Origin of the sequence: Chryseobacterium nakagawai, from assembly GCF_900637665.1 — a bacterium.
Lineage (GTDB): Bacteria > Bacteroidota > Bacteroidia > Flavobacteriales > Weeksellaceae > Chryseobacterium > Chryseobacterium nakagawai.
This window is the reverse complement of record NZ_LR134386.1, coordinates 2,489,995-2,511,904: the sequence shown is the minus strand read 5'-3', so window position 1 is coordinate 2,511,904 and position 21,910 is coordinate 2,489,995. Positions and strand designations below refer to the sequence as shown.

The following is a 21,910-nucleotide window of genomic DNA, read 5'->3' as shown; positions in this document are numbered from 1 at the left end:
GATGATGTACTTATAAACCCAAGAACACCTATCAAAAAAACTTTGTATGAAAAAACTTTTCGTCCTGCTATTATCATTTGGATATTTCAGCGTGTTTTCGCAATCAAAGATTATCGTCAGAAGTTCAGGAGACCATTCCCCTATTTCTGATGCAACTGTTTCCTGCAACAATAGGCTGCTGGGCAAAACAGATGCAACAGGAACCTTTAACTTCAAAACAAAATGTAAAAAAGTAGAAATTTCAGCCAACGGCTTCCAAGAGGAAGATGCAGTGGTAGACAAAGTGATGGAAGTTTTTCTTTCCAAGGCTGATCCCAGTATAAAAAATATTCAGGCCATCGTTCTGGAAGACAAAAGTGACCCCAGAGCGTTGGAGATTCTAAGGAAAGTCAACGAAAACTACAAACAGAATTCTCCTCAGAGCTTGGATTCTTATTCATATAAATCTTATGAAAAAATTTCTCTGGATCTGGATGAAGACAGCATCAATGCATATAATGCCTATATTACCAACCGTATCGATTCGCTAAAAAAACTTCCACAACGCCCTATGAAAGCTGCAGAGAAAAAAGATTCTCTGCAATCTGTGGATCTGATGAAGCTTTTGGGAGAAAGTAAAATTTTTCTATGGGAAAGAGCTTCCCAGACCCTGTACTCAAAAAAATTCGGCGAAAAAATCAATATCCTGGACAATAAGATGGCGGGTATCAAAGATCCTATCTATGAGCTGATGACTTTCCGGTCCAACAGAAATCAGATCCCCAAAGAGATTCGTGAAGAAAACAGAAACCTTTACCGTTTCTTTTTAACAGATTCTATAGAAATTGAGGGAAGGCAGAATTACGTCATCCGTTTCCGTCAGGTAGATTACAAAAAAACTATAAAGCAGAGGAAATACAACGGATATCTGTATGTAGACAAAGAAACCTATGCCCTCAAAAAGATTGAAAGCAATAGTAAAGTCAAAAGCGAAGGCAGCATTACCAGCATCTGGAAACCCGTGGATAACAAATGGTTTCTTGTAAAGGAAAACTATAAGCTGAAAATGACTTCCACCATCTTTGATAATAATGATAAAGAAGAGAAAAATAAAAGCAAAGAGGAGAAAGAAGCTGATAAAAAGAATACCACAAGGTTTGGAAGCTATGCTTTTGTAACCGCTGATTATTTTGATTTCAAAACACCGATTGAAGAAAAGCCGGAAGATTTCAGGGGCTACACCATCGGCGTAAAAAACTCTGACGGAACCAGTATAGAGCAGTACCGTACAGAGAAACTTACCGCCCGTGAAGCAGCCACCTATACAACAATTGACAGCTTAAGCAGCAAGTATAAGCTGAACCAAAAAGCGAAAGCATTAACCGGTTTACTGAAAGGTAAAATAAGATTGGGAATGGTAGATTTTGACCTTTCTAAAATAGTCGCCTACAACAAATATGAGCATTTCCGGCTTGGAGCCGGAGCCAAACTGAATGAAAAGTTCAGCAGGTATATTTCCCCGGATGCCTATTTTGCCTATGGTATCTATGATAAAGACTGGAAGTTCGGAGCTGGAGTGGATATCCGTACCAGTCTGGAAAAAAATTCGTTTTTCCGGGTGGAGTATTTCAATGATGTCATGGCAGCAGGTCGCTTTTCTGAAAACTTATGGAACTTCAGGATGAAAATAATGAATTCCGGGGTGGCTTTGAATAATGGAGTTTTCTATGGTTACGAAGGTTTTAGAGTGAGCTATGAAAATGATATCACCAATGCACTGACCATTAATGTTTCGGCAAAAAAAACTCAGGAAGAATCAAAATTTGATTACAATTTTAAAGGCCTTGGAAGCCGGTTTGATATTGCATCATCTACCATCACCATAAAATATTCTCCGAATTCAAAGAATATCATGACCCCTACCGGTAAATATACGTATGAGCAGAACCTTCCGGAACTTTATCTGAACTATGAGCAGGGATATAAAGCCCTGGGCGGCGATTTTAACTTCAGCAGATTTGACGCACTGTTTGTTCACAACGTCAAAACAAAGCTTGGGGTAACAGGCGTGAGGCTTTACGGAGGTCTGATTACCGGTAATGCTCCTGTATGGAAAAACTTTACCCTAAACGGACTGGGTGACGGAACAGAAGGACTGAATTTCAACCTTACCTCCTATCTTGGTTTTGCCACCATGGAAGGCGGAAGATACTATAATGATAAATTTGTGGGGGCCTATCTTACTCATAGGCTGCCATGGTATTTTAAAAGTTTCGGAAAAAATACTTCAAGCTTCGACCTTATCTACAGAGGAACCATTGGCGATATGAAAAATCCGGAATTTCATCAGTTCGATTTCAAGAAGCTGGACCATTTGTATAATGAAGTGGGTCTTGAATGGAACAACTTCTTATCATCCCAATTTAACTTAGGATTTTTCTACCGTGTAGGCTATTACAATACTCCAAAGTTCAAAGATAATTTTGCAATCCAGTTTAAGTTTAAATTGTTAGGATTCTAAATACAGGACTGACAACCTTATTTTTCTATTCATCTTTATCAAAAAAACAAACATGAAAAAAAACTCAGGCCAGTCAAAATTTCAGAAAAGAAAAAAAACCGTATTAATTGTACTGGGAATAGTGGTCGTTATAGCCCTTATTTTCCCATTTTTGCTGAACCTTTATCTTAAACATAAATTACCTGACCTCATCAATGAGAAAACCCCATATCAGATAACCCTTAAGGATTTTGATATGAATCTCTTCAAGGGCGATATTTCAGCCCATACCATAATTATAAAAACCAAACCGACCCGTGATTCTGCAGTGTCCAGAATATCTGGAAATATTAAAAGCCTTCAGGTTGAAAACTTCGGGATCTGGAAAGCTATATTCAATAAATCTTACAAAGTAAATACCGTTACGCTTATTGACCCGAATATTCGGGTGGTTCTAGGCAAGTCTAAAAATAAAAAAGATTCAGCACAGAAGAAAGTAGACTTCGGTATTGAAAATATTCTCGTAAACAATGGCAATATTTCCGTAAAGCAAAGTGATAAGAAAGATCTTTTTACCGGTAAAAATATCAATATCAAGCTTACGGATATCCGCCAGAGCCAGGATGTTTCCAAAATACCTGTAGCCTTTAAAGATTTTAAGATCGATGCCCACGATGTGTTAATCACCGTCAATGATTTTTATACCATTTCTGCAGGTAAGATCGATGCGAAAAACAAGCAGCTGAATATTTCAGCGTTTCATCTGAAGCCTGTGGAAAGTCCTGCCTTGTATAATGCTAAAAATGTATTCGATCTGAAAGTAAGCAAGCTTTCCGCTGAGAACTTCATTATTGATCAGGACTCCCTTATCATTGATAAAACCAGGTTTGTCCAACCACAGCTGACCGTTACCTCTACCGATAAAAAAACAGTAAAAGAAAACCCGAAAGAAATCAACCTGAAAATAGGAATCAAAGACCTGGATCTACAAAAGGGTTCTGTGCTGATACAGCAGCAGGATAAAACAAAAACAGCTTCCATAGAGAACTTCCATGTGAACCTTAAAGATATTGTCTTTGACAAAAATACGGTGAAAGAGAAAGTACCTTTTGCATTTTCTACCCACAATGTTGAGCTTGAGAATATCTATTTCAAGGTAGACCCTTTACAGGCGGTAAGCGTTAAAAACATCCGTTCTGACAATGCTGATATTTTCATTAATAATGCACAGTTCCAAGCAATTGGAGTCAGCAGTACAAAAGATGTTTTCAACATTAAAACAGAGAAAATTGAGATCCTTAACAATACTTCAAAATTTGTGGGGCAGCAACTGCAGCTTAAGCTGGAGGCCATCAATGTATATACTCCCGATATTCAGATCATTGCCGCCGCTCAAAAGAAGAAAACTCTTTCTAAAAAACAGGGTCCTACCCCTGACCTCATCTTACATCTCGGAGCACTGAATCTAATTAACGGAACATTCAGTCAAAAGCAGCAGGGCATTCAGAAAATGAAGGTTGGAAATTTTAATATCAACCTGAATACTGTTACCACGAACAAAGACATCCTGAAAGAACCTGTCCCATTTCATAGTAAAAACCACCTGATTACTGCCAAAGCCATTGATATGGATGCCGGAAAATATTACCGACTGAAAGCAGATCATATAAAAAACTCCGGCAAAAAAACCAACATCAGTAATTTTGCTTTTCTTCCCAAATACTCAAGAAAGCAGTTCAACAGGATGATTGCTGTAGAGGAAGATCTTTATACAATCAAAGCGAAGTTAATCAGCATAACGGATAAAAACTCGGTAATAGGCGGAAAAACAAGTATAGACCTGGACCATATTGTTCTGGATGGGATAAACTGTAATATTTACCACGATCTTGCCCCACCCGATGATAACAGTGCCCGTTATATGTTCAGCAAAAAACTCCGTGACGTCAAATTCCCTCTGTATATAAGACAGGTAGATATTAAAAATTCAAAGCTGGCCTATGAAGAAATAGCGGAAAAGGCACAGATTCCCGGGAAAATCACGTTTGAGCAATTTAACGCAAAAATCGCCAACGTAAACAGCGCCAAAATGAGAGGAAAGCCTACCATGGTGAAAGTAGATACTGACTTTAAATTCTTTGGAGATGCTCCTACAGACGTTCACTGGCAGTTTGATGTGGCCAATAGAAATGATGACTATGCCATCAACGGAACCATCAAAGATCTTTCGGTAGATAATGCCAATCTCTTTGTAAGGCCTTACCTGAATGTAACACTTGACGGGAAAATTCATTACCTAAAATTTGATTATAGAGGAAACAGCAGTAAAATAGGAGGGAATTTTTATTTTAAATATACCGATATGCATGTTAACTTCATGAATAAGAATACAGGGAAAGAGAGAAAGCTGCTGACTGCCATTGCCAATATCTTTGTGAAAAACGATTCCAAAGGGGAGCCGGATCATGTGGAAGTAGAAAAAGAACGTGACCCGAACAGAAGTTTTTTCAACACCTTATGGCAGGGTATTATGGAAGGGCTTAAGAAATACCTGATTTAGTATAATTAGGAGTTTATTTTAGAAGTATATCATTTCCTAATTTATTATACCAGAATTGTTCATTCTTATTTTATTCAAAAATAAACATTGAGAATTTCACAAACAATTAAAAATATATTTATTAAAAATAAAATTATTATATTAGATTATTGATTTTAACAAAGATCAAATAGTAAAAACTTAATAACACCTAAATTCTAAAACCATGAGAAAATTTTTAAAACTTTCGGTAGCACTAACCTTATTTTTTTCTATTAATGCCTGTCAAGAGGATCAGGAGCCAAAGATTTCTAAAAACGAAATCCCAACCGTTGCAGTAACAAATAAATTTGGTGTTTCTGCTGATTTTGCGCTAAACCCCTATGATAATGCAGGTAAGGTTCATAATGAGATCCTTCAAAAAGTAGTAGAAAAATGGGATGAAAATTTGACAACGGATGATTATATTAACATTTCCAGAGAGGAATTTTTCAAGCTGTATCCTGGGGAGAATCCAGAAATATTCTTACCCAATATAAAAATTAAAAGTATTTTGGATGATTCGGACAATAATTACGCTACAGCTCTTAATAACCCAAACCTTAGCCCAATTGTAAGAAATCATATGTCCAGTTTTATAAAATTACTAATAGATTTTGAAGCAACCAACAATAATGATTATGCCGCTTTAAAAGAAACAATAATCTCTTTTGAAACTTCAATTATCAATAACAGTGCGATTAATGATAAAGATAAAGCAAGTATTTTATCCGTAACTTCTATTGGCAGACACTCTGCCTATTTTTGGAATACTATCTATTTGGATGCTTTAGCTAATGGCTATTCACCATCAAGTATCATCGCAAAAAAACCTTGGTGGAAATGGGTAGCAGTAGGCTTGGCTGACGTTGCAGGTGGAATATCGGGAGGTGCAGCAGCAGGGGCTGTATCTGGTGGTGTAGTTCTTATAGGAGGTGCAATAGCCGGTGCAGTTGGAGCAAGTGCTGGTGCATCATCATTAGTAGATTGGATCAGTCCACCTAAAGAAGCATCCCGTCAATACAATATGATGATCACCAATTAATGAACATTCCGGCTTTTTCTTAAAAGCTAAAACACTCTTTAAATCTTTGATTAAGATTTTTTAGAATAGATATCAATGGATTTGTGGCTGATTCGTGACTATTTTGAAATTAAGTTCAATAAGCAAGCTTTCCTTCAAATACTTATATTAAAAACTGAATCCCTCAACCTCCAAAAAAAGCCTTAGAAAGTAAATTTCTAAGGCTTTTTATTTTCCCTTAACAATTTATGGGGATTTAAATAAAAATAGGAACAATTCTTTCCTCTCGTCGATTAAAAAAAAGGAGACTGTTGTACGCTTTCCGCACGATCAGATTGTCTTAAAAAGTTTTCCGAAAACAAACAGGTATAACCTGTATAGGTGTTGAAACCGTTTCCCATCAATAAGGAATATGTGAGTTTCCAAAGAATAGAATTCTCAACGTTGGTCTAGTTATACCCATTATTATTGCCTCCATTCCAAACTGCCCTGCCAAAGTATAATTTGTTGTGTATTCTTTCCAGGTGCTACAGTATTTTTTCAATTCTTTGTGGGATTTTGCTAAATATTCTATCAGTTCTTTTTCAGAAATATAACCCAATTCGTAACAACAGCTCGTTAAAAATATGCCGACTATTGTTCTGCATACCTTAAACCTACGAGTATATGATCTAATAAATAAATAACTATTTACTTTATTTTAATCGTATGCTTTTAAATGAGTTCAAAAGTTTTGAAAAAATCCTATATTATATTAAGACATTTTTAGATTAGAGAATCTATTCTGTAAAATTTTCACAAATCTTTCACCAACTACCTGATATTTTGCTCTTGCTTCTAATTGCATTTTTAGATCAAGCATACCTTCCGGGTTAACCCTATAATTAAGCCTATCATGAATTTCAAGAGATAATGAACTTCCATCAATATCAAAAGTGATAAGATATGTTTTGGGTAAATATTCTTCTGATGCTTTTGAATAAACACCTAACTGCAATTTCAGAATCCCTCCGTATTGAAGACTTGCTTTTTCAACTCTAAAATTATCAAATACAATGTGTTCGCCTAATTCACCCGCTATATTGGCACTAAAAAAGTGAAGATCATTTCCACTTAAAATCCAAAAGCAATCTGTTTCACTTCGATTGAGCTTTACCCCTATTGTGGATAATGCCACATTTTTTATCCCCTCAGTTACAAGCTCCTGCACTTTATGGGTTGTTGATTGGGGAACAGAGGCAGAAGTAAAAGCATCAATGGACTTACCATTCATCCATTGTGTTAATTTTGAAAAATCCTGATCGAGAAGCTCTTGTTTGTATTGATCATATTTAGCTCTTTCAGAATCTAAATCAATTTCTGATGTTGCAGTTTTGTATTTTTTACTCATCATTATCATGAAAGCTACCCCTGCAATTATTAATACAACCGGAATTAAAAATATTGGATTCATTCTTTTTGGTTTAAATTGTTGTTATTTACTATTTGTTAGGTTTATTTTTTAGTAATTTGAACTTCTGTTTTCATGGAATTTCTTGTTAGAGTGACAGAATTTACTTTTCCATTACTGAAATCAAATTGTAATGCATTGGGATAATCTACAATTCTAAAAGTCCCATTTTTCAGATATACTAACTCGTTAGCATTTTTTCCTTTAAAAAACCCCAAAAATGGAGATTCAACATAGAGACGGTTATTATTTTCTACAATTTTCGTTTCTGCTCCCTGTCCATAAAGAAAATCATTATACGTCCCGATAAGTTGTTTTTTTAAATTCAAAGGAAGTTCCTGAATGTTTTCATTAGATATTTTCTTATTCCAGTCCATTAAAGTCAGAAGCTTTATGCGGGCTTCGTTTATTACCGGAATACGATTAGGCTTTTCACCATTCGCAAGCATTACAAAGCCATTTCCGTCTTCCATAGTAGCCAAAATACTTCCGCCAACTCCGGTATTGGAACCATTACACATAAACCAATCATAGTTGTTATAAGCAACAGACTTTTGCCAGCCATAGCCCCAACCTCCAACGGCATCTTTCAAAGCTGTTACTTCCGTTATTTTTTGGCAACCTGATGAGAAATCACTTTGTTATTTTTATTGCGTAAAGCATTTTGTATCTCAATAGAAAGCTTAGCTAAATCTATAGGGGTAGTCCATACGCCTGATGCTCCAATCTGTGGTGTGATAGGCAAGCCTGTTTTTATAACTTTTCCATCTTTATCGTGAACAGAAGCTACATTTTTTGGAAACCCCTTTTCATTAGGCTGTATCATAGTGGTATTCATCAAACCAAGAGGCGAAAAAAGATGTTCTTTTGCCAGTTCTGCAATAGACTTATTCAAAGTGTCTTCTAATGCCATTTGAACAATTACATACCCGCCACCACTATATTCAAAACCGGTTCCTGGTATAAACAGGAATTCAATTTCCTTATCATATCTTGGTATCTGCCCCAAAAGACTTTGTTTAATAGTTGGAATAACATCTCCATTATAATAATCTGAGAATCCACCCTGGTTTGTACCCGAAGTATGATTAAAAAACTGTCTCCAAGTTGGGCTATTCTTTTCAGTAAACTTACTTTTTGGTAAATGCCATCGTTTTAAGTACTTATCAATGGGCTCATCCAGGTTAATTAAACCCTTTTCTTCAAGGATATGACAAAGAAGTGCTGTTATCGGTTTTGTGATTGACGCTGTAGAAAAAACAGTGTTTTCATCTAACTTTTCTTTAGAGTTCATCGATTTCACTCCTACCTGATCTGAATATACAATCTTATAGTTTTCAAATACAACAAGACTAAATCCCGGGAGTTTGTACTTCTCCAATTGCTGTTCAATATGTAAGCTATCAGTAAGAAAACTGTAGTCTTTTTTTTCTGAAATGATTTTTTTACTTGCTTGGCAACTTGAAATCAGTACTAGTAGAATTAGTAAATAAAAGCTATTTTTCATGGTATCGAATTTTGATATTAAAATTTATTTCGATACAAATATGTAGAAGACATTGAAGCTATGCGACCGAATAAAAGTAAAGGGTCGTATTTGTTCAGAAAAATATGTATGAATATTTACATAAAAAAGTGCGAATAATTACAATTCACTGATTTGTAAGTTTTTACGATAACCAGTTGGTGTATTACCCGTGTGTTTTTTAAAAGCAGTATTAAAAGAAGATTTTGAATTAAAACCCACTTCATACAGAATTTCAAGAATAGTCACCTTATTTTTTGTAAGATCCTTTAAAATTTCCATGGCATTTTCTATGCGATAAGTATTTACAAAATCATAAAAATGCTGCCCTAGTTGATGATTAATCAAAAGAGATAAATCCCGTACTGGAATTTCAATATCATCAGAGACCTCCTGAATAGTGAGCGAAGAATTAAGATAAGGTTTTTTTTCAACCATATATTTCTTTAGTTTCAAAAGCTTTTCATTAGGTTCCTTTTCCTCTGATATTGATTGTTCAACACCTTTTTCTTCCAAAACAAGCTCAGAAACAAGCTTTAATTTTGAATCAATATTCCTAAAAAGGCCTGGATTATTTAATGCCTTGAACAGATACCAACAAAAAACAAAAAGAGAAGATACCAAAAGTGTAATCTTTAACCATTCAGAAATATGTGGATAATCAGAAAATTTAAAAATATTTTTTACAAGAGCCACTGTATATAAAGAAGTTAATACAATGGTAAACTGAAATAGCCAATTATAAGAACTGATGCTTTTCCCTGCATAATTTTCAAGATAAAGTTTTTTTGATCTTCTTAATACTTTGAAAACAGCGATGATATATATTGCGATCTGCGTATGTATTAAAATATGAATGAACTGAAACTCTATCATATTTTGACGATTCTGAATAAAACTTATTTTTGATCCCAGATCTACGGTATAAAAACGAGGCATTAAAATCCCATTCACTACTAAAAAAGGAAGCAGATGCAGTAAATATTTTGGCTTCAATTTAAAATCAGAATAACAAACTGACATTACATAGAGATACAAAACCGGGGTTTGCAAAAAAGCGAAGGTAGTCCTAAACATTCCCAAATTTGATGGCCCATTCGCCATCAAGTTAAACAAAGGCTCACTGATATCTATTGCATTGAGCACAAGAAAAAATGCAAATAGGAAATTACTCGTTCTATACTTTGTTTTAACTGTAATTAGGAAAAATACCAGAAAAAATGAAATGAATAAAGAGACTATAGTTAAAATAATTAATAAATTAATTTTATCCATTCTTACTTTTCTTTGTTTATAGTTATAGTAGTTTTAAGTTTTTAATTGCAATTCTGATAGTCTATCAATATTAAAATTCCAACTGTTGCAAATATAAAAATTTGATTGACTTTATTTTATTTTTTTATTCAAAAGGATACTCCACCAAGGAAAATTATGAAAAAAATAATATTTATCAAGGTACAGATCATATTTTATATCAAGTAATCTAAGATTTGAACAATATCTATACTTTTAAAATCCTATTCTCTGACCTCTTCTTATACACTAATAATATAATAATCATAACAACTACGAAGGCTAGATAAACATACTGAGTACGGGAAACTCCCACACCATATGGAAACCAGATTCCCTGAATATGAAGCGCTGATACTTCCTGCGAAAATAAACCTATAGAAACGAGTAATGCCGCAGGCAGATAAGTCCAGCCTTTTTTTCCCTGCTGATGAATGCCACGACACAATGTATAGATCATCAAAAGAACAAAAAACAGCCTTATATATTGAGAAGCTTTTTGAAAAGAACTGTAAGGAATAGATTTGAACAGCCAAGGAAGCCCTAAAAGTTGGGAAACCATATACATCAAAGTGAGCACTATCGCAATTTTGGCAATCCAGCTTACTCTGTATAATCCGTTCCAATCTCTCCATGCCATCACCCAAGAGCCTAGTACTAAAGGCATAAGAATTACTGTTGTGACAATATCAATTCCGTGGGCAGATTCCACTTGAAACCAATAGAAAAAAGCCTGATTAGCACGTACTAAGGACAACAAAACTAAAGCAATAATAAACCATCGATAATGTTTTACAGGTTTCAGAACAAAGATCATGATTGCTAATAAAATGAAGAGTATGGGTTCAATTACTTCTACAATATAACCCTTGATAGTCTGTCCCCATTGCTCTCTATATTTCGATTCGATACTGCTTTTATCACCAAGCTCCGGAGCAATATGAATTCCTCCGGCATCTGCTAGTTGGTTTAACGTAGATTCACTCATCCACACTCTGAAGACAATCGTCACCTGGTCTTCCTTCTTTACATTTTCCGGCAGCAGAAACATCTGTGGGCGTATACTGTAGGCGGTGGGAACCAAGTCCGAAAAATCTCCTGCAGCGCCTAATAAAGTTCCATTAACGAATAATTGATATGCATCATCAACAGCAGGTGGGCCGGTTAGGGCCAGTATATTTCCCTTGACTTGTTTTAACGAAACTTTGATACGATACCATGCATAACCTGAATACCCCGAATGCCCTCTATGAGTCCAGCCCGAAACGTAACCAGAAAGACCTACATCACCATCATGTGCCCCAATAGGAGCTTTGAGATCAACCGTTTCCCATTCCGAATCATCAAAATCAGGGGCAATCCATTCCATATCGTCACCTGTTTTGAATTTCCATGGCCCATTTAGTGTTATTATCGTTGGAATTGAATCTTCTACTAAAGTGACGTTAGCTTTACTTAGACTATAAGAGCATAACATAAATAATAAAAGCCACAGTCTGACGGAAATGAAATTATTTTTAAAATTTATTATCATCACTACAGTTAGTTTATTAATTTTCAACAATATAAAAATACACAAATTCTTTTGGTTCTTTTTTATTTTCGTTGGGATTAAAGATTCTGACTAAATTGATAAATAATGATTCAATACTTATTTAAAATATCATAATAGAATCTTATGAAAATTGATTATACCAACCCGGAGATCTGATCCGCAAAGATATACAGGTAACGATCAAGGTATAATTTTGAAGATATTGAATCAGATTTCTGTTGTATGGAGATCGGAAACTCCTTTTTATCTTACCTTATTTTTGTTCAAACAAGTAACCATTTTATCCTATAAAATTAACGTATTGAATTCTGCCAAATTTATGTACATTAGCCTCTTAAAAACAGAGCTTTCCTGTAGCACAAATAACTTCAAAACATTATTAGGTGCCACTGGAAAATAATAAACTAATAATAAAATGAAACATAGTGTTCTAAGCCCATTGACTCTTCTCAAAAACTCCATGTATACGAGATTTTTTTCAATGAACTTCCTTCTTGTGTTATTCCTTTTTGCAAACACTTCTTTGTCAGCAGTTTTACCAAATTTCACTACTAAGAATATAAAGTTCAGCAGTGAAGGGGTATCGCTTTCAGGAACCATTTTCAAGCCCCAAAATGCTTCTGCTGCTGTTGTAATTGTTCATGGGTCGGGGCAAGAAAAAAGGATGACAGAATTCGCAACACTTTTGGCTAACAACGGCATTGCTGTTTTAACTTATGACAAACGTGGTGTGGGTGAATCCGAAGGGGTATATGCAGGACCGGAGGTGGGTACCAATAATGTAGATGCCTCAAACCTTAATCTATTGTCTTTAGATGCAAGTGCCGCTGTAAATACATTATCTAAGGATTTACAGAATAATAAGATACAGATCGGTTTGATTGGTGCCAGCCAAGCCGGATGGATCATTCCTTTGGCCGCAAAAAAAAATAATAACGTTAAATTTATGACGATATTCAGCGGAGCCCTTATTACGGCAAAACAGCAGCTTCGCTTTCAATTCTACACCAATGGAAATTCAAATTTTTGGGCTACACACACAGAAGATGATGCACGAAAGCATACCATGACTGATCCGGATAGGTATGAGTTTACAGATACTGACCCCTGCACTACCCTTGCTGAAATATCAATTCCAGGATTATGGATTTTTGGCAGTAAAGACATACAAGTGCCTGTTAACCTATCCATAGAGCATCTGAATACATTAAAATCCGGTAATAAACAATATGAATATAAGCTATACCCAAACTTAGGGCATAATACAGCATTTTCAAACTCTAATGAGCCTGTTAACTACGCTATTAAGTGGATAGCAAATAGGAAATTATTGAAATAAATGAGCTAAAATAGAATATTCAGATGATGTCTTAGTATTTAAAGTAAATTTCTGTTTACGACTCTACAAAAGTTAATAGAAATATACAATGCCTATTCTTCTACTCTTTTAGAAAAAGCCCTCAAAACCAATAGGCTTATCATGATTAATATAGGTCCAAAGAAGATATTCCCAGCTGATGATCTTGAATTACTGACAAATTCTTCATAATGTTCTTCTGGATGGCTATTAGTTTTCACAGCAGCGTAATTGCAACAATAGTTCTTAATTTCAATGCAGCTTCTATTTACATGACTGCTCTCTTCAGCTATATCAGTTACACTCTCAAGGGATCTCCCCTGCCCGTTAATAAATTGAGGTGTAATCATTAGAATCAGAACAAAAATGAAATATAGTCTGCTCATAAAAAGATAGTCATGGTTATTTCTCTAAAATATAAATTTTTATGCTATATAATAGCATATTAAAAAAATAAAAATGTATTCAAATATGGACTTACTGTTTTACCTGAAAATTTTTGAAATCAAAAGGAATTTTCTGTACAGATTCTTCATTTTCAATGAACAGTTCAAGTGGAATATCTCCTCTTTGCTTTGTAGTCATTGATTTATTAATTTTATAGAATGTATAGACAATTCCGGTTTTAGGATCTTTTATTGTAATATTGTGGTAACCAAAGTCCAGTTCATCATCCATACTAGTTACTACAGGTATAATCTCATGTTCTTTATCATTTATTACTGCAATGATCAGATCATAGTCATTAAAGTCCACACTTTTCCCCTGATTACTCTTATGGCTAATAAAATCCTTAAATGTTTTATTCGCTGATTCTATAGATACAATACCAAAATAAAGCCTTGAATTTTTCACCAGAATACTTTTGTCAATAAGGTTCACATCTTTTTTCAAATCCTGTACTTTACCCAAGATAAAGTAGGAGTTATTTTCCTTTGAAGGCTTAAAATATTTGACTATACCTTTAGCATTTACAGTTTTTAGCGGCTCTTTTGGTAGCTCATAACGCGCAAGGATGTTAGCTCTTCTATAGATATTCTTTATATCACCGTTTTCGATCAAAAGGATTCCTTTTTTAGCTGAGGCCGTAATGGTATCAAATTTTATTAAATGAAATTTATCATTGGGTTTATTCTCCAATTTAAAACTCACTTCTATAAAATCAAAAAGCTGAGTAGCCCGGTCAAAACTAATGTTTTCTTGAGAATATAAGCTTGTGGAAAGAATAATACCTGCCCAAAGAAATAGTTTATTCATTTTATTTTTTTAAGTTTTGAATTATCCATAGATCCCTTTTAGATTATGCTCAAAAAGTATAATTTTCCTATTGATTGATTAAATAAATTGGCTTTAGAATTTTATAATTTTTAGCAAATTATTTGGATTTTAGTTTCCTCTGTCTCATTTTGTAATGACTTTCATAATTTTTAAGCCACTCTGATCAACTAAAATAGTACGTTGTAGTAAGATCTCCTGTAAAGTCCGGTCTGTTTTCCTGCTTCTTCGTATTGAGCTCAAAAAGTCTTTCTCCATTTTTATGGCCGGCAAGTATTCTTAGTGAAAACCAGCCATTTTCCAGATTCAACTGAATACTGTTTTCGTCGTTAATGGTAGAAATATCTTTTAAATAGCCAATACCCACCACTCTCAATTCATTATTGGAAGTCTGAAGTATCCAGCCATCAGACTGTGCCGCAACTTCTCCGTTTCCCAATACATGCTCTTCATTCGCAGAAATGCAGAATGAATAATAATCCTCTTCTACTCCTATTACAGGAATAGCAATTCCAGATCTTGTTATTTCATCTCCATGTTCATTTTCCACAAAATATTTTAGGATATTGTTCCCCGGAAGATTATGATCCTGCAGATATTTTGATAAAAGCTCAGGGCTGTATATAACAAAGCCTTTGAGTTCTGAAAATATTTTCTTCATATTATTTTTATTAGATGGGTTTAAAATATTGTCTACCGAATCCGGCTATAACTCTTTTTCTATTAAAAACTGATAGACCACCTTACCTTTTGAAAGAATCAATCCAATTCTGCTCTTGAAAACAAATCTCTTATCAACGCTTCATCTTCGCATATAGCTTTGAAATCCAGGATAAAATCTTTCAGCTGGCTTTCTTGGGAGGAATATGCACAAAACATTCCGCCTTCAGGATCAAATCGTATACTTTCAATCAGATCCTGTCTTTTCTCATCCAGAAAAACCTGAGCCAAAGAGCCCCAGTCATAGCCATTTCCTTCAAAACCTTCATCTGCCCGTGTATCAAAGATTTCCTGTTTATAGCTTCCCACATCCAGACATACTGAAAAACTGTTGCCATGTTCTACCCAGAAGAAAGGGGTAATGGCTTCTTTAAAATGATTATGGTCCATATTCTTCGTCTTTTTTATTTCTATTTTTTTGGCACTAAAAAATAACCCTAAAACAAAAGTTTCAGAAAGTATTTAAAATGATTTAACTAATGGATAATGGTAAGCTTTATGAACTGCTGTAGATCAGATATTGTTTTAACAGCATTTTTTCTTTTCCATTTTTGAATGTTAGGATCTCTTTTTAATTGCCGTCATAGTCTGTAAATTTTAATCGTTAATAATACTTTGTTATGGTGTGATGGTAAAACAAATATAAAGCGGTTATTTATATTCAAAAAATTTTAAAGCATCAATCTGAAAATTTGTAGTAGTTCTACGACTTTTTTGAAAATATTTCCATTCTAATAGAATTATGAAAAACTACAAGGTACTCTATTTTAAAATCATACAAACAACATAATACATTTATAAAAAACTGAATTTTCACACTAACAAGAGAAATAATCAATCTTTTTTATCATTCTTAAAAAAAAAAAAATAGCTACAAATTAATCTTCTGCAACTATTCTTATACTATTTATTTTTTTGTTTCTGAAGTTCCAATGTTTTTTTCAGATAAACATCAGACTGGTCTAAAAACTCCTGAGGAGTTGCCCGTATTTCATAATGTGGAATAATCCCCTGCCCTTTGCTCTGATCTGGAAGATTTTGGGCATCCTGAATCACATGAACTATGGAGAACCCAGTTTGAATCCCTGTATTGGGAAGCTCATACACTAACGGAAGATGGCCATTATGTTCGTAATATCCTCCAACCGTTTCTTTTCCAATTACAATGGCATTGGTATAGGATTTTATTAAAGAAGCCAAATGAGATGCAGCAGAAGCTACCCGTTGATCTACCAGAAGATAAAGCTGTCCTTTAAACGTTCTTTCATTAGGTAAGATCGAAAGGTTTTTATCATCTGCCCAATAATATTTTCCCTGGACCTGTTTTGGATAAAGCTGTTTTAGGTAATTATTGATCCCATTTTTATCTTTTACACCATTGGAAAGGAAAAGCGGGGTAATCACAAGTTTATCTTCCATTGGAACTTCATTAAACCAGGTATAAGCATAATGACTGTCACGAAAAGGTCTCTGAGTAAGATAAGAGAAAACTTTTTCATAAAGGGCACCGGTTCCTCCGGTATTTCCTCTCAGGTCAATGATGAGATTTTTTACTTTCTGCTGTTCCAGAGTATCCATCATTTGATCAAGAAAAGCACTGAACTTTTTATAGCCCGGATCTTCTTTTCCTGTTGCAAAATCAAAACCTCTTATCGATAAGCGATATACATCATCGCCTTCTTTGGTAAAACTATATTTTTCAGCCATCAGTTTTTTATCTAAGCTAAGAGAATGCCTTGAATCCTGGAGTTTTTTAAAGGCTTCCAATGAAATTCCTGGTAAACTCACCGCTTGAATCTTACCATTCCATCGGTATTTGATTAGGTATTGTTTATGAGTACCGAATTCTATATAAAATTTATCCAGCATTCCTCTTTCAAAACCTGTGGTCTCTCTGTAAGGCATAGAATAACCATCAGAAAAATAGTATTGAGAAAAACGGCTAATCATTTCTTTAGCAGGAATCCCATTAATAGAAATAATTTCGGCAGCAAGTGGAATCTTATGATCCTTTGAGTCCTGCAACAATCGGCCATCAATATTTTTCAGTGTGATGGGTAGATATTCCTGTTTTTGTGTTAAATAATAGGATGCATGATTAGGAAGATCTGTATAATTATGACAGCTGCCTTCAAAACCTGTAACGCTGGCTATCACTTTATAAAAATCAAAAATATTTTTACTGTTGGCTGCTGTTACCTCTGCTTTTTTATAAATGCTGTCTATCTGTTCTCTGCTTCTGTAAACATATAATCCTGAATTCGCCTGTTCTCTGATAGAGCGGAAAACATGCAAATCTTCTACAAATTGAGCGGAAGTAAACTGCCCATTCAGGACGGGAATATTTTTGGATTCTGAGATAGAAATCTTTGAAACTTTACTTTTTTCAACATAGGACTTTGGCCAAACTTTAAGTTCATAGCGTTTTCCCTTTTCAGGGGTATACAACAACCGTTCTATACTTTTTATTCCTTTGGAATCATCCTGCTCTTTTATTTTCTTACCTTCCATAAACAAGGCGACAGCAACATTTGCATCCTTTGACTGAACAGTTATCCATACTGGTCTCTGAGATTGTGGCGAATATGTAAGAGTATCTCCAGATTTCAATTCAATATCTGTCTGTGCGTATATGGAGTTTACCAGTAGTAATAAGGGAATAATAAAGGGTTTGGTCATTATTAATTTTTGAATGGCAATATACAAATTAACCTTCATCATTTTAATGACTGTAAATTCATGATTGTGCTGAGACTCATAGCTTCACACTCAAGTCCTGAACTTCTTCTGCTGAAAAGCCAAAAATTTGCGGGGTTTTAATGTCCAGAAGATTGAGATAAATATAGAGTTCTGCCCTGTGATGAATTTCATGCTCTACCATTGCTCTAAGCCATTTCCATATAGAAATTGGATTATTTCCAGGTGTCAGACATTTACGATTAAGGTCTTCATCGGAAAGCCCATTAATAATTTTCAGGGTCTGGCTGTGCATTTCATTGAAAAAAGCGATGATATTTTCATAGCCATCCGCCAGTTCTTTTCCACATCCCGGATAAGCACTTTTCCTTCCTGAAATGGTTTCACCATACATATACCTTTCTATAGATGCAATGTGCCTAATCTGATCTCCAATAGTAAATTTCCCTGGTTTATAAGAAAAATCAAGATGCTCAGGAGGAATAATTTCAATAATCCGGTTGGTTCTGGACCTGATTTTTTCATAATAGTCAATGAATGATGCTACAGAAGTAATTTCCATTTCAAAAAGTTTATAATCTTTAGTTTTGAATTTCCGTATTGTGAATATAAGAAATCCAGGAATATTTATTTCATTCTATAATACTTATTTACTATTAATATTTAAAAATTCCCCAATAAGTGATAATAAAACTTGTAAGCTTAACAAATAACAAATATTTTAGTTATTAAAAATTAATAATGATGAAAATAGGGTTTCTTATTCTGCTTATTGGGCTAAGCTTCAAAACACTTGTTGCCCAGACTGTGAAAGTTGATACTGAAAAACTGCTTGAGTATTACGAAAATCAACGTTATGCAGATGCTGCCCAATATCTCCAAAGCCTATACCCTGCAAACACTCAAGATGTAAAAGCACTCACCCAGATCGCTTATTGCCAGATGATGGCCGGGAAACTTCCTGATGCAGAAAAAAACTATATGAAAGTCAATATTATCCAACCCAACAACATTCCGGTTCTCTTCAGCCTGACCAGCATTAATTCCCGGAGAGGAAATCGTACAAATGCAAAAAATTATCTTCAGCAGATCATTCAGCTGGACCGTCAAAACTTCAGCGCTTACAAACAAATGGCAGCTTATGCGGATACCCCCGAAGTAAGGCTTGAATTTCTTAAAAGAGCCAATAGTCTGAATCCTGCTGATCCTGATATAGCCTATGATCTGGCCACCGTTTACGACGGACTTAAACAGTTTCAGCCTGCTTATGATGTATTGAAAATCGCCATCGCCTCTGATCCGGAAAATTTTACTCTACAACAGACCCAATTACCCATTTCTAACCGTTTGGGGAAATATCAGGAAGTTATTGAGAATGGTGAAAAATTATTGCAGATCCATGCAGATACCAATGTAATGAACGAAATGGGACAAGCGTATTTTTATGTAAAAAATTACCAACGTTGTGTTGATCTTTATAAAATGCTGGAAGATCTGGGAATGCAGAATGAAGGAACGTTATATTATATGACATTGAGCTATCGTGAACTAAAAGATTATGACAAAGCTGCTATTTATGCCCAGAAAACAATTGATGAAGCGATTTCAGACCATACCCCACTTTATTATGCTGCACTGGCAGGAATTTATGAAGTTAAGAACCAGTACAATGATGCAGTAACAGCTTATAAAAGAGGCCTGACCTTTGGAAACAGTACTATCATTTATTACCGTTTGGGACTATTGTATGATGGTAATCTGAAACAGCCTAAAAATGCAGTCACCTACTATCATTTGTATCTTAAGAACAATCCTGATCAGAAAAAGGAAAAAGAACAAATTGCTTATGCTAAAGACAGAATTACTTTACTTAAGGTAAAATAGGGTTTTGGATTAAAACAAAATGTAAAATTCAGGTTTAATATGCTGTTTTTCAGTTCATCAAAGTCCTTGATTTGGGTAAGGTTAAGCAGGTTTGTGATTTTGATATTGCTTCAGGTTCTTTTAAACATCTAATCTACGCTTTCTGCCGCGTCAATAGTATTAGTTCTGTGTTTCTTTCTTTTTTTGTTGAAAAATTGATACTGGTTGTATTCATCACCAAAGTACCTCATTATGGGATGAAAAACAGTTGTTATTTTCTGCGGCCAGCTGATAGCCATTCTGATTTTTAAAAATGTTCATTCCGGAAAAAGTAAACGCAACCCGTGCTGTTGCATCTTTTGATGATATTTCATTTGATGAAGCTGTTCTGGACACTAATCCGGATCGGGATAACTTTCAATACAGACTATGGAATAACTTACAGCTATTTGTAACTTCTGAATTACGTTCAGTATTTGAAAAACTTCAATTATTTGTTCCAATGCTTTCACATACTTAATCACTTGATCAACCAGAATATTTATGATAATGAAGATTTTTATTTATATGTTCGTTTGTGACAATTGTCACAACGACAGCTAATTCTCATGCCTTAATTTTGTCTTTATAAAACAATCTAATATGAGCAACACAAACCAAAATGCAGCAGAACAGTTTATTCAGTATTTAAATGAAGAAAATTTTGAAAAAGCAGAAAGCTGCCTTGATCCTGATTTTAAATTCATTGGAGTATTAGGGACAAGAGAAGGCGCATCAGTTTATATAAAAGACATGAGGCAGATGAAATTTAAATATCAGATTATAAAGACTTTTACAGCTGGTGAAGATGTTTCTTTCTGGTATATAATTGATATGGGGAATAAAGCCATAGAGGCTTCGGGGTGGTATCAGATCATTGATGGTAAAATACATTCTTTAAAAGTATTGTTTGATCCACGATCATTACTGAACGATCAGTAATCGTATCTCGAATATCATATAAATCCGGCAGCCATTCCCTAGGAGTGGCTGCCTTATATAAATTTTCTATGTAATTCATAGACGTTTTGCAGTACGAAAACTAAGATCTGTACTTATCTTTATACCAAAACAATAACCTTTCGGAAAAAGAATAATTGAATATGAAACATTCTGAAATCAAAGAACTGAGAAATGACCAGGATTTTAAAGATTTTTATCTTAATGATGCTCCTGCTTCTTTCTGTGAAGAATGTAATAATATTACTTATGCTCATGGAAATGGTTTTTTAGAAATCGCTAAGCTGGAAGATCTTAAAAAAGGGCAAAAATCCATAGAAGGAAAACAGACAAGACGGAAATTTTACAGCATTATTCTGCTTAAGGAAGGAGAAATAAAAGAAAATATAGGTCATAATCTTTATCATTTTTTACCTGGGACCCTTTATTTTATTGGAGAAAATCAGCTCCATGCCATTGAACACTGGAGTAATGATGTAAAGGGAATATTTTGCATGTTTGATGCTGATTATTTCTTACTCTGCATTAAGCATCAGATCAAGCTTAACCAATTTCCCTTCTTTCAGGTTACTCAGAAACCGTTCATCAGACTTTCGGAAAGAGAAATCCAAATGATGGAGCACCTTTTCTGGAAATTAAACAACGAAAAATGTCAAAAGACTACTTTCAATGATGATTTGCTTACCCGTATGTTTCTGAATATTATCCTCTTGGAAGCAGAACGTATTTACAATCAACAAACTTCTGTGGATGCTTTCTCCTTATCGAGAAAAGATCAACTGACTGCACAATTTCAATTATTGGTCAACCAGCATTTTATAGATAAAAAACAGGTTACAGAGTATGCAGAGCTACTGCATCTACATCCTAATCATCTTAATGATGTTATTAAAGAAGTTACCGGATTTCCTGCTAGCCATTTTATTCAGAAACAGTTGGTACAGGAAGCCAAATCACGCCTTATTCAAACCAGTGATACCATTTCTATGATTGCCGTAGGTCTTAACTTTACCGATGATTCTTACTTTGGCAGATTCTTTAAAAAACATACCGGTGTTACCCCGCTTCAATACCGTAAAAATCATAAACATTAAT

General features: G+C 34.5%; 20 protein-coding genes. 8 read left to right on the top strand and 12 right to left on the bottom strand.

From position 1 onward, the window contains the following. The first annotated feature begins 46 nt into the window (after positions 1 to 46). The 3 genes from EL260_RS11440 (at position 47) to EL260_RS11430 (ending at position 6,102) form a co-directional block, all read left to right on the top strand. On the top strand, positions 47 to 2,500 hold the full coding sequence (locus EL260_RS11440) for a DUF5686 family protein (protein WP_123860397.1): 2,454 nt from the start codon (positions 47 to 49) through the stop codon (positions 2,498 to 2,500). Positions 2,501 to 2,552: 52 nt separating this feature from the next. Next, complete coding sequence (locus tag EL260_RS11435) at positions 2,553 to 5,039, top strand: DUF748 domain-containing protein (protein ID WP_123860396.1); 2,487 nt, start codon at positions 2,553 to 2,555, stop codon at positions 5,037 to 5,039. Positions 5,040 to 5,244: 205 nt separating this feature from the next. After that, on the top strand, positions 5,245 to 6,102 hold the full coding sequence (locus EL260_RS11430) for a hypothetical protein (protein ID WP_123860395.1): 858 nt from the start codon (positions 5,245 to 5,247) through the stop codon (positions 6,100 to 6,102). Between the two features lie 379 nt (positions 6,103 to 6,481). On the opposite strand, the gene EL260_RS11420 is transcribed toward EL260_RS11430, so the two are convergent. The 6 genes from EL260_RS11420 to EL260_RS11395 form a co-directional block, all read right to left on the bottom strand. Further along, on the bottom strand, positions 6,482 to 6,682 hold the full coding sequence (locus EL260_RS11420) for a DUF1266 domain-containing protein (RefSeq protein ID WP_232534828.1): 201 nt from the start codon (positions 6,680 to 6,682) through the stop codon (positions 6,482 to 6,484). A gap of 153 nt (positions 6,683 to 6,835) precedes the next feature. Then, positions 6,836 to 7,534 carry a hypothetical protein gene (locus EL260_RS11415; RefSeq protein WP_123860394.1) on the bottom strand — a complete coding sequence of 233 codons (699 nt, stop codon included), beginning with the start codon at positions 7,532 to 7,534 and terminating at the stop codon, positions 6,836 to 6,838. Positions 7,535 to 7,575: 41 nt separating this feature from the next. Continuing rightward, positions 7,576 to 8,124, bottom strand: a complete 549-nt coding sequence (locus EL260_RS11410; protein ID WP_123860393.1) for a hypothetical protein — start codon at positions 8,122 to 8,124, stop codon at positions 7,576 to 7,578. 14 nt (positions 8,125 to 8,138) lie between these two features. Beyond that, the gene (locus EL260_RS11405) at positions 8,139 to 9,038 is read right to left on the bottom strand and encodes a serine hydrolase domain-containing protein (RefSeq protein WP_123860392.1); all 900 of its coding nucleotides are present in this window, start codon (positions 9,036 to 9,038) and stop codon (positions 8,139 to 8,141) included. A 138-nt stretch (positions 9,039 to 9,176) separates the two neighbouring features. Then, positions 9,177 to 9,752 carry a helix-turn-helix domain-containing protein gene (locus tag EL260_RS25970; protein ID WP_228445417.1) on the bottom strand — a complete coding sequence of 192 codons (576 nt, stop codon included), beginning with the start codon at positions 9,750 to 9,752 and terminating at the stop codon, positions 9,177 to 9,179. 805 nt (positions 9,753 to 10,557) lie between these two features. Then, positions 10,558 to 11,718 carry a hypothetical protein gene (locus EL260_RS11395; RefSeq protein WP_198418065.1) on the bottom strand — a complete coding sequence of 387 codons (1,161 nt, stop codon included), beginning with the start codon at positions 11,716 to 11,718 and terminating at the stop codon, positions 10,558 to 10,560. 601 nt (positions 11,719 to 12,319) lie between these two features. Between EL260_RS11395 and EL260_RS11390 the strand changes: the two genes are divergently transcribed. After that, entirely contained in the window at positions 12,320 to 13,243 is a 924-nt protein-coding gene (locus tag EL260_RS11390; RefSeq protein WP_228445415.1) for an alpha/beta hydrolase family protein, read from the top strand. A gap of 92 nt (positions 13,244 to 13,335) precedes the next feature. Here EL260_RS11390 and EL260_RS11385 read toward each other — a convergent pair whose 3' ends face one another. The 6 genes from EL260_RS11385 to EL260_RS11360 all read right to left on the bottom strand — a co-directional run bounded on the left by EL260_RS11385 (position 13,336) and on the right by EL260_RS11360 (position 18,515). Beyond that, the gene (locus tag EL260_RS11385) at positions 13,336 to 13,647 is read right to left on the bottom strand and encodes a hypothetical protein (protein ID WP_123860389.1); all 312 of its coding nucleotides are present in this window, start codon (positions 13,645 to 13,647) and stop codon (positions 13,336 to 13,338) included. A gap of 91 nt (positions 13,648 to 13,738) precedes the next feature. Then, positions 13,739 to 14,518: a hypothetical protein gene (locus EL260_RS11380; RefSeq protein ID WP_123860388.1), complete on the bottom strand. Its 780-nt coding sequence runs from the start codon at positions 14,516 to 14,518 to the stop codon at positions 13,739 to 13,741. Between the two features lie 184 nt (positions 14,519 to 14,702). After that, a complete protein-coding gene (locus EL260_RS11375; RefSeq protein WP_123860387.1) occupies positions 14,703 to 15,197 on the bottom strand; it encodes a hypothetical protein in 495 nt (164 codons plus the stop codon). Positions 15,198 to 15,295: 98 nt separating this feature from the next. After that, positions 15,296 to 15,646, bottom strand: coding sequence for an immunity 51 family protein (locus EL260_RS11370; protein WP_123860386.1), 351 nt, complete (start codon positions 15,644 to 15,646; stop codon positions 15,296 to 15,298). Positions 15,647 to 16,159: 513 nt separating this feature from the next. After that, complete coding sequence (locus tag EL260_RS11365; RefSeq protein ID WP_164466634.1) at positions 16,160 to 17,935, bottom strand: S41 family peptidase; 1,776 nt, start codon at positions 17,933 to 17,935, stop codon at positions 16,160 to 16,162. 76 nt (positions 17,936 to 18,011) lie between these two features. Continuing rightward, positions 18,012 to 18,515, bottom strand: a complete 504-nt coding sequence (locus tag EL260_RS11360) for a DinB family protein (protein ID WP_123860384.1) — start codon at positions 18,513 to 18,515, stop codon at positions 18,012 to 18,014. Between the two features lie 179 nt (positions 18,516 to 18,694). Here EL260_RS11360 and EL260_RS11355 point away from each other — a divergent pair, with 179 nt between their 5' ends. The 4 genes from EL260_RS11355 to EL260_RS11340 all read left to right on the top strand — a co-directional run bounded on the left by EL260_RS11355 (position 18,695) and on the right by EL260_RS11340 (position 21,909). Beyond that, positions 18,695 to 19,837 (top strand): tetratricopeptide repeat protein, encoded by a 1,143-nt coding sequence (locus EL260_RS11355; protein ID WP_123860383.1) that lies wholly within the window; start codon positions 18,695 to 18,697, stop codon positions 19,835 to 19,837. Positions 19,838 to 20,129: 292 nt separating this feature from the next. After that, positions 20,130 to 20,336: a hypothetical protein gene (locus EL260_RS11350; protein ID WP_123860382.1), complete on the top strand. Its 207-nt coding sequence runs from the start codon at positions 20,130 to 20,132 to the stop codon at positions 20,334 to 20,336. Between the two features lie 122 nt (positions 20,337 to 20,458). After that, the gene (locus tag EL260_RS11345) at positions 20,459 to 20,797 is read left to right on the top strand and encodes a nuclear transport factor 2 family protein (RefSeq protein WP_123860381.1); all 339 of its coding nucleotides are present in this window, start codon (positions 20,459 to 20,461) and stop codon (positions 20,795 to 20,797) included. A 161-nt stretch (positions 20,798 to 20,958) separates the two neighbouring features. Next, on the top strand, positions 20,959 to 21,909 hold the full coding sequence (locus EL260_RS11340) for a helix-turn-helix domain-containing protein (protein WP_123860380.1): 951 nt from the start codon (positions 20,959 to 20,961) through the stop codon (positions 21,907 to 21,909). The last annotated feature ends 1 nt before the right edge of the window (position 21,910 follow it).

Coding starts and splice junctions, on each gene's coding strand:
- EL260_RS11440 (WP_123860397.1), top strand. CDS start 47: ATGAAAAAACTTTTCGTCCTGCTATTATCATTTGGATATTTCAGCGTG.
- EL260_RS11390 (WP_228445415.1), top strand. CDS start 12,320: ATGAAACATAGTGTTCTAAGCCCATTGACTCTTCTCAAAAACTCCATG.
- EL260_RS11355 (WP_123860383.1), top strand. CDS start 18,695: ATGATGAAAATAGGGTTTCTTATTCTGCTTATTGGGCTAAGCTTCAAA.
- EL260_RS11435 (WP_123860396.1), top strand. CDS start 2,553: ATGAAAAAAAACTCAGGCCAGTCAAAATTTCAGAAAAGAAAAAAAACC.
- EL260_RS11360 (WP_123860384.1), bottom strand. CDS start 18,515: ATGGAAATTACTTCTGTAGCATCATTCATTGACTATTATGAAAAAATC.
- EL260_RS11365 (WP_164466634.1), bottom strand. CDS start 17,935: ATGACCAAACCCTTTATTATTCCCTTATTACTACTGGTAAACTCCATA.
- EL260_RS11340 (WP_123860380.1), top strand. CDS start 20,959: ATGAAACATTCTGAAATCAAAGAACTGAGAAATGACCAGGATTTTAAA.
- EL260_RS11385 (WP_123860389.1), bottom strand. CDS start 13,647: ATGAGCAGACTATATTTCATTTTTGTTCTGATTCTAATGATTACACCT.
- EL260_RS11370 (WP_123860386.1), bottom strand. CDS start 15,646: ATGGACCATAATCATTTTAAAGAAGCCATTACCCCTTTCTTCTGGGTA.
- EL260_RS11395 (WP_198418065.1), bottom strand. CDS start 11,718: ATGGAATGGATTGCCCCTGATTTTGATGATTCGGAATGGGAAACGGTT.
- EL260_RS11345 (WP_123860381.1), top strand. CDS start 20,459: ATGAGCAACACAAACCAAAATGCAGCAGAACAGTTTATTCAGTATTTA.
- EL260_RS11350 (WP_123860382.1), top strand. CDS start 20,130: ATGTTCATTCCGGAAAAAGTAAACGCAACCCGTGCTGTTGCATCTTTT.
- EL260_RS11415 (WP_123860394.1), bottom strand. CDS start 7,534: ATGAATCCAATATTTTTAATTCCGGTTGTATTAATAATTGCAGGGGTA.
- EL260_RS11380 (WP_123860388.1), bottom strand. CDS start 14,518: ATGAATAAACTATTTCTTTGGGCAGGTATTATTCTTTCCACAAGCTTA.
- EL260_RS11430 (WP_123860395.1), top strand. CDS start 5,245: ATGAGAAAATTTTTAAAACTTTCGGTAGCACTAACCTTATTTTTTTCT.
- EL260_RS11405 (WP_123860392.1), bottom strand. CDS start 9,038: ATGAAAAATAGCTTTTATTTACTAATTCTACTAGTACTGATTTCAAGT.
- EL260_RS11375 (WP_123860387.1), bottom strand. CDS start 15,197: ATGAAGAAAATATTTTCAGAACTCAAAGGCTTTGTTATATACAGCCCT.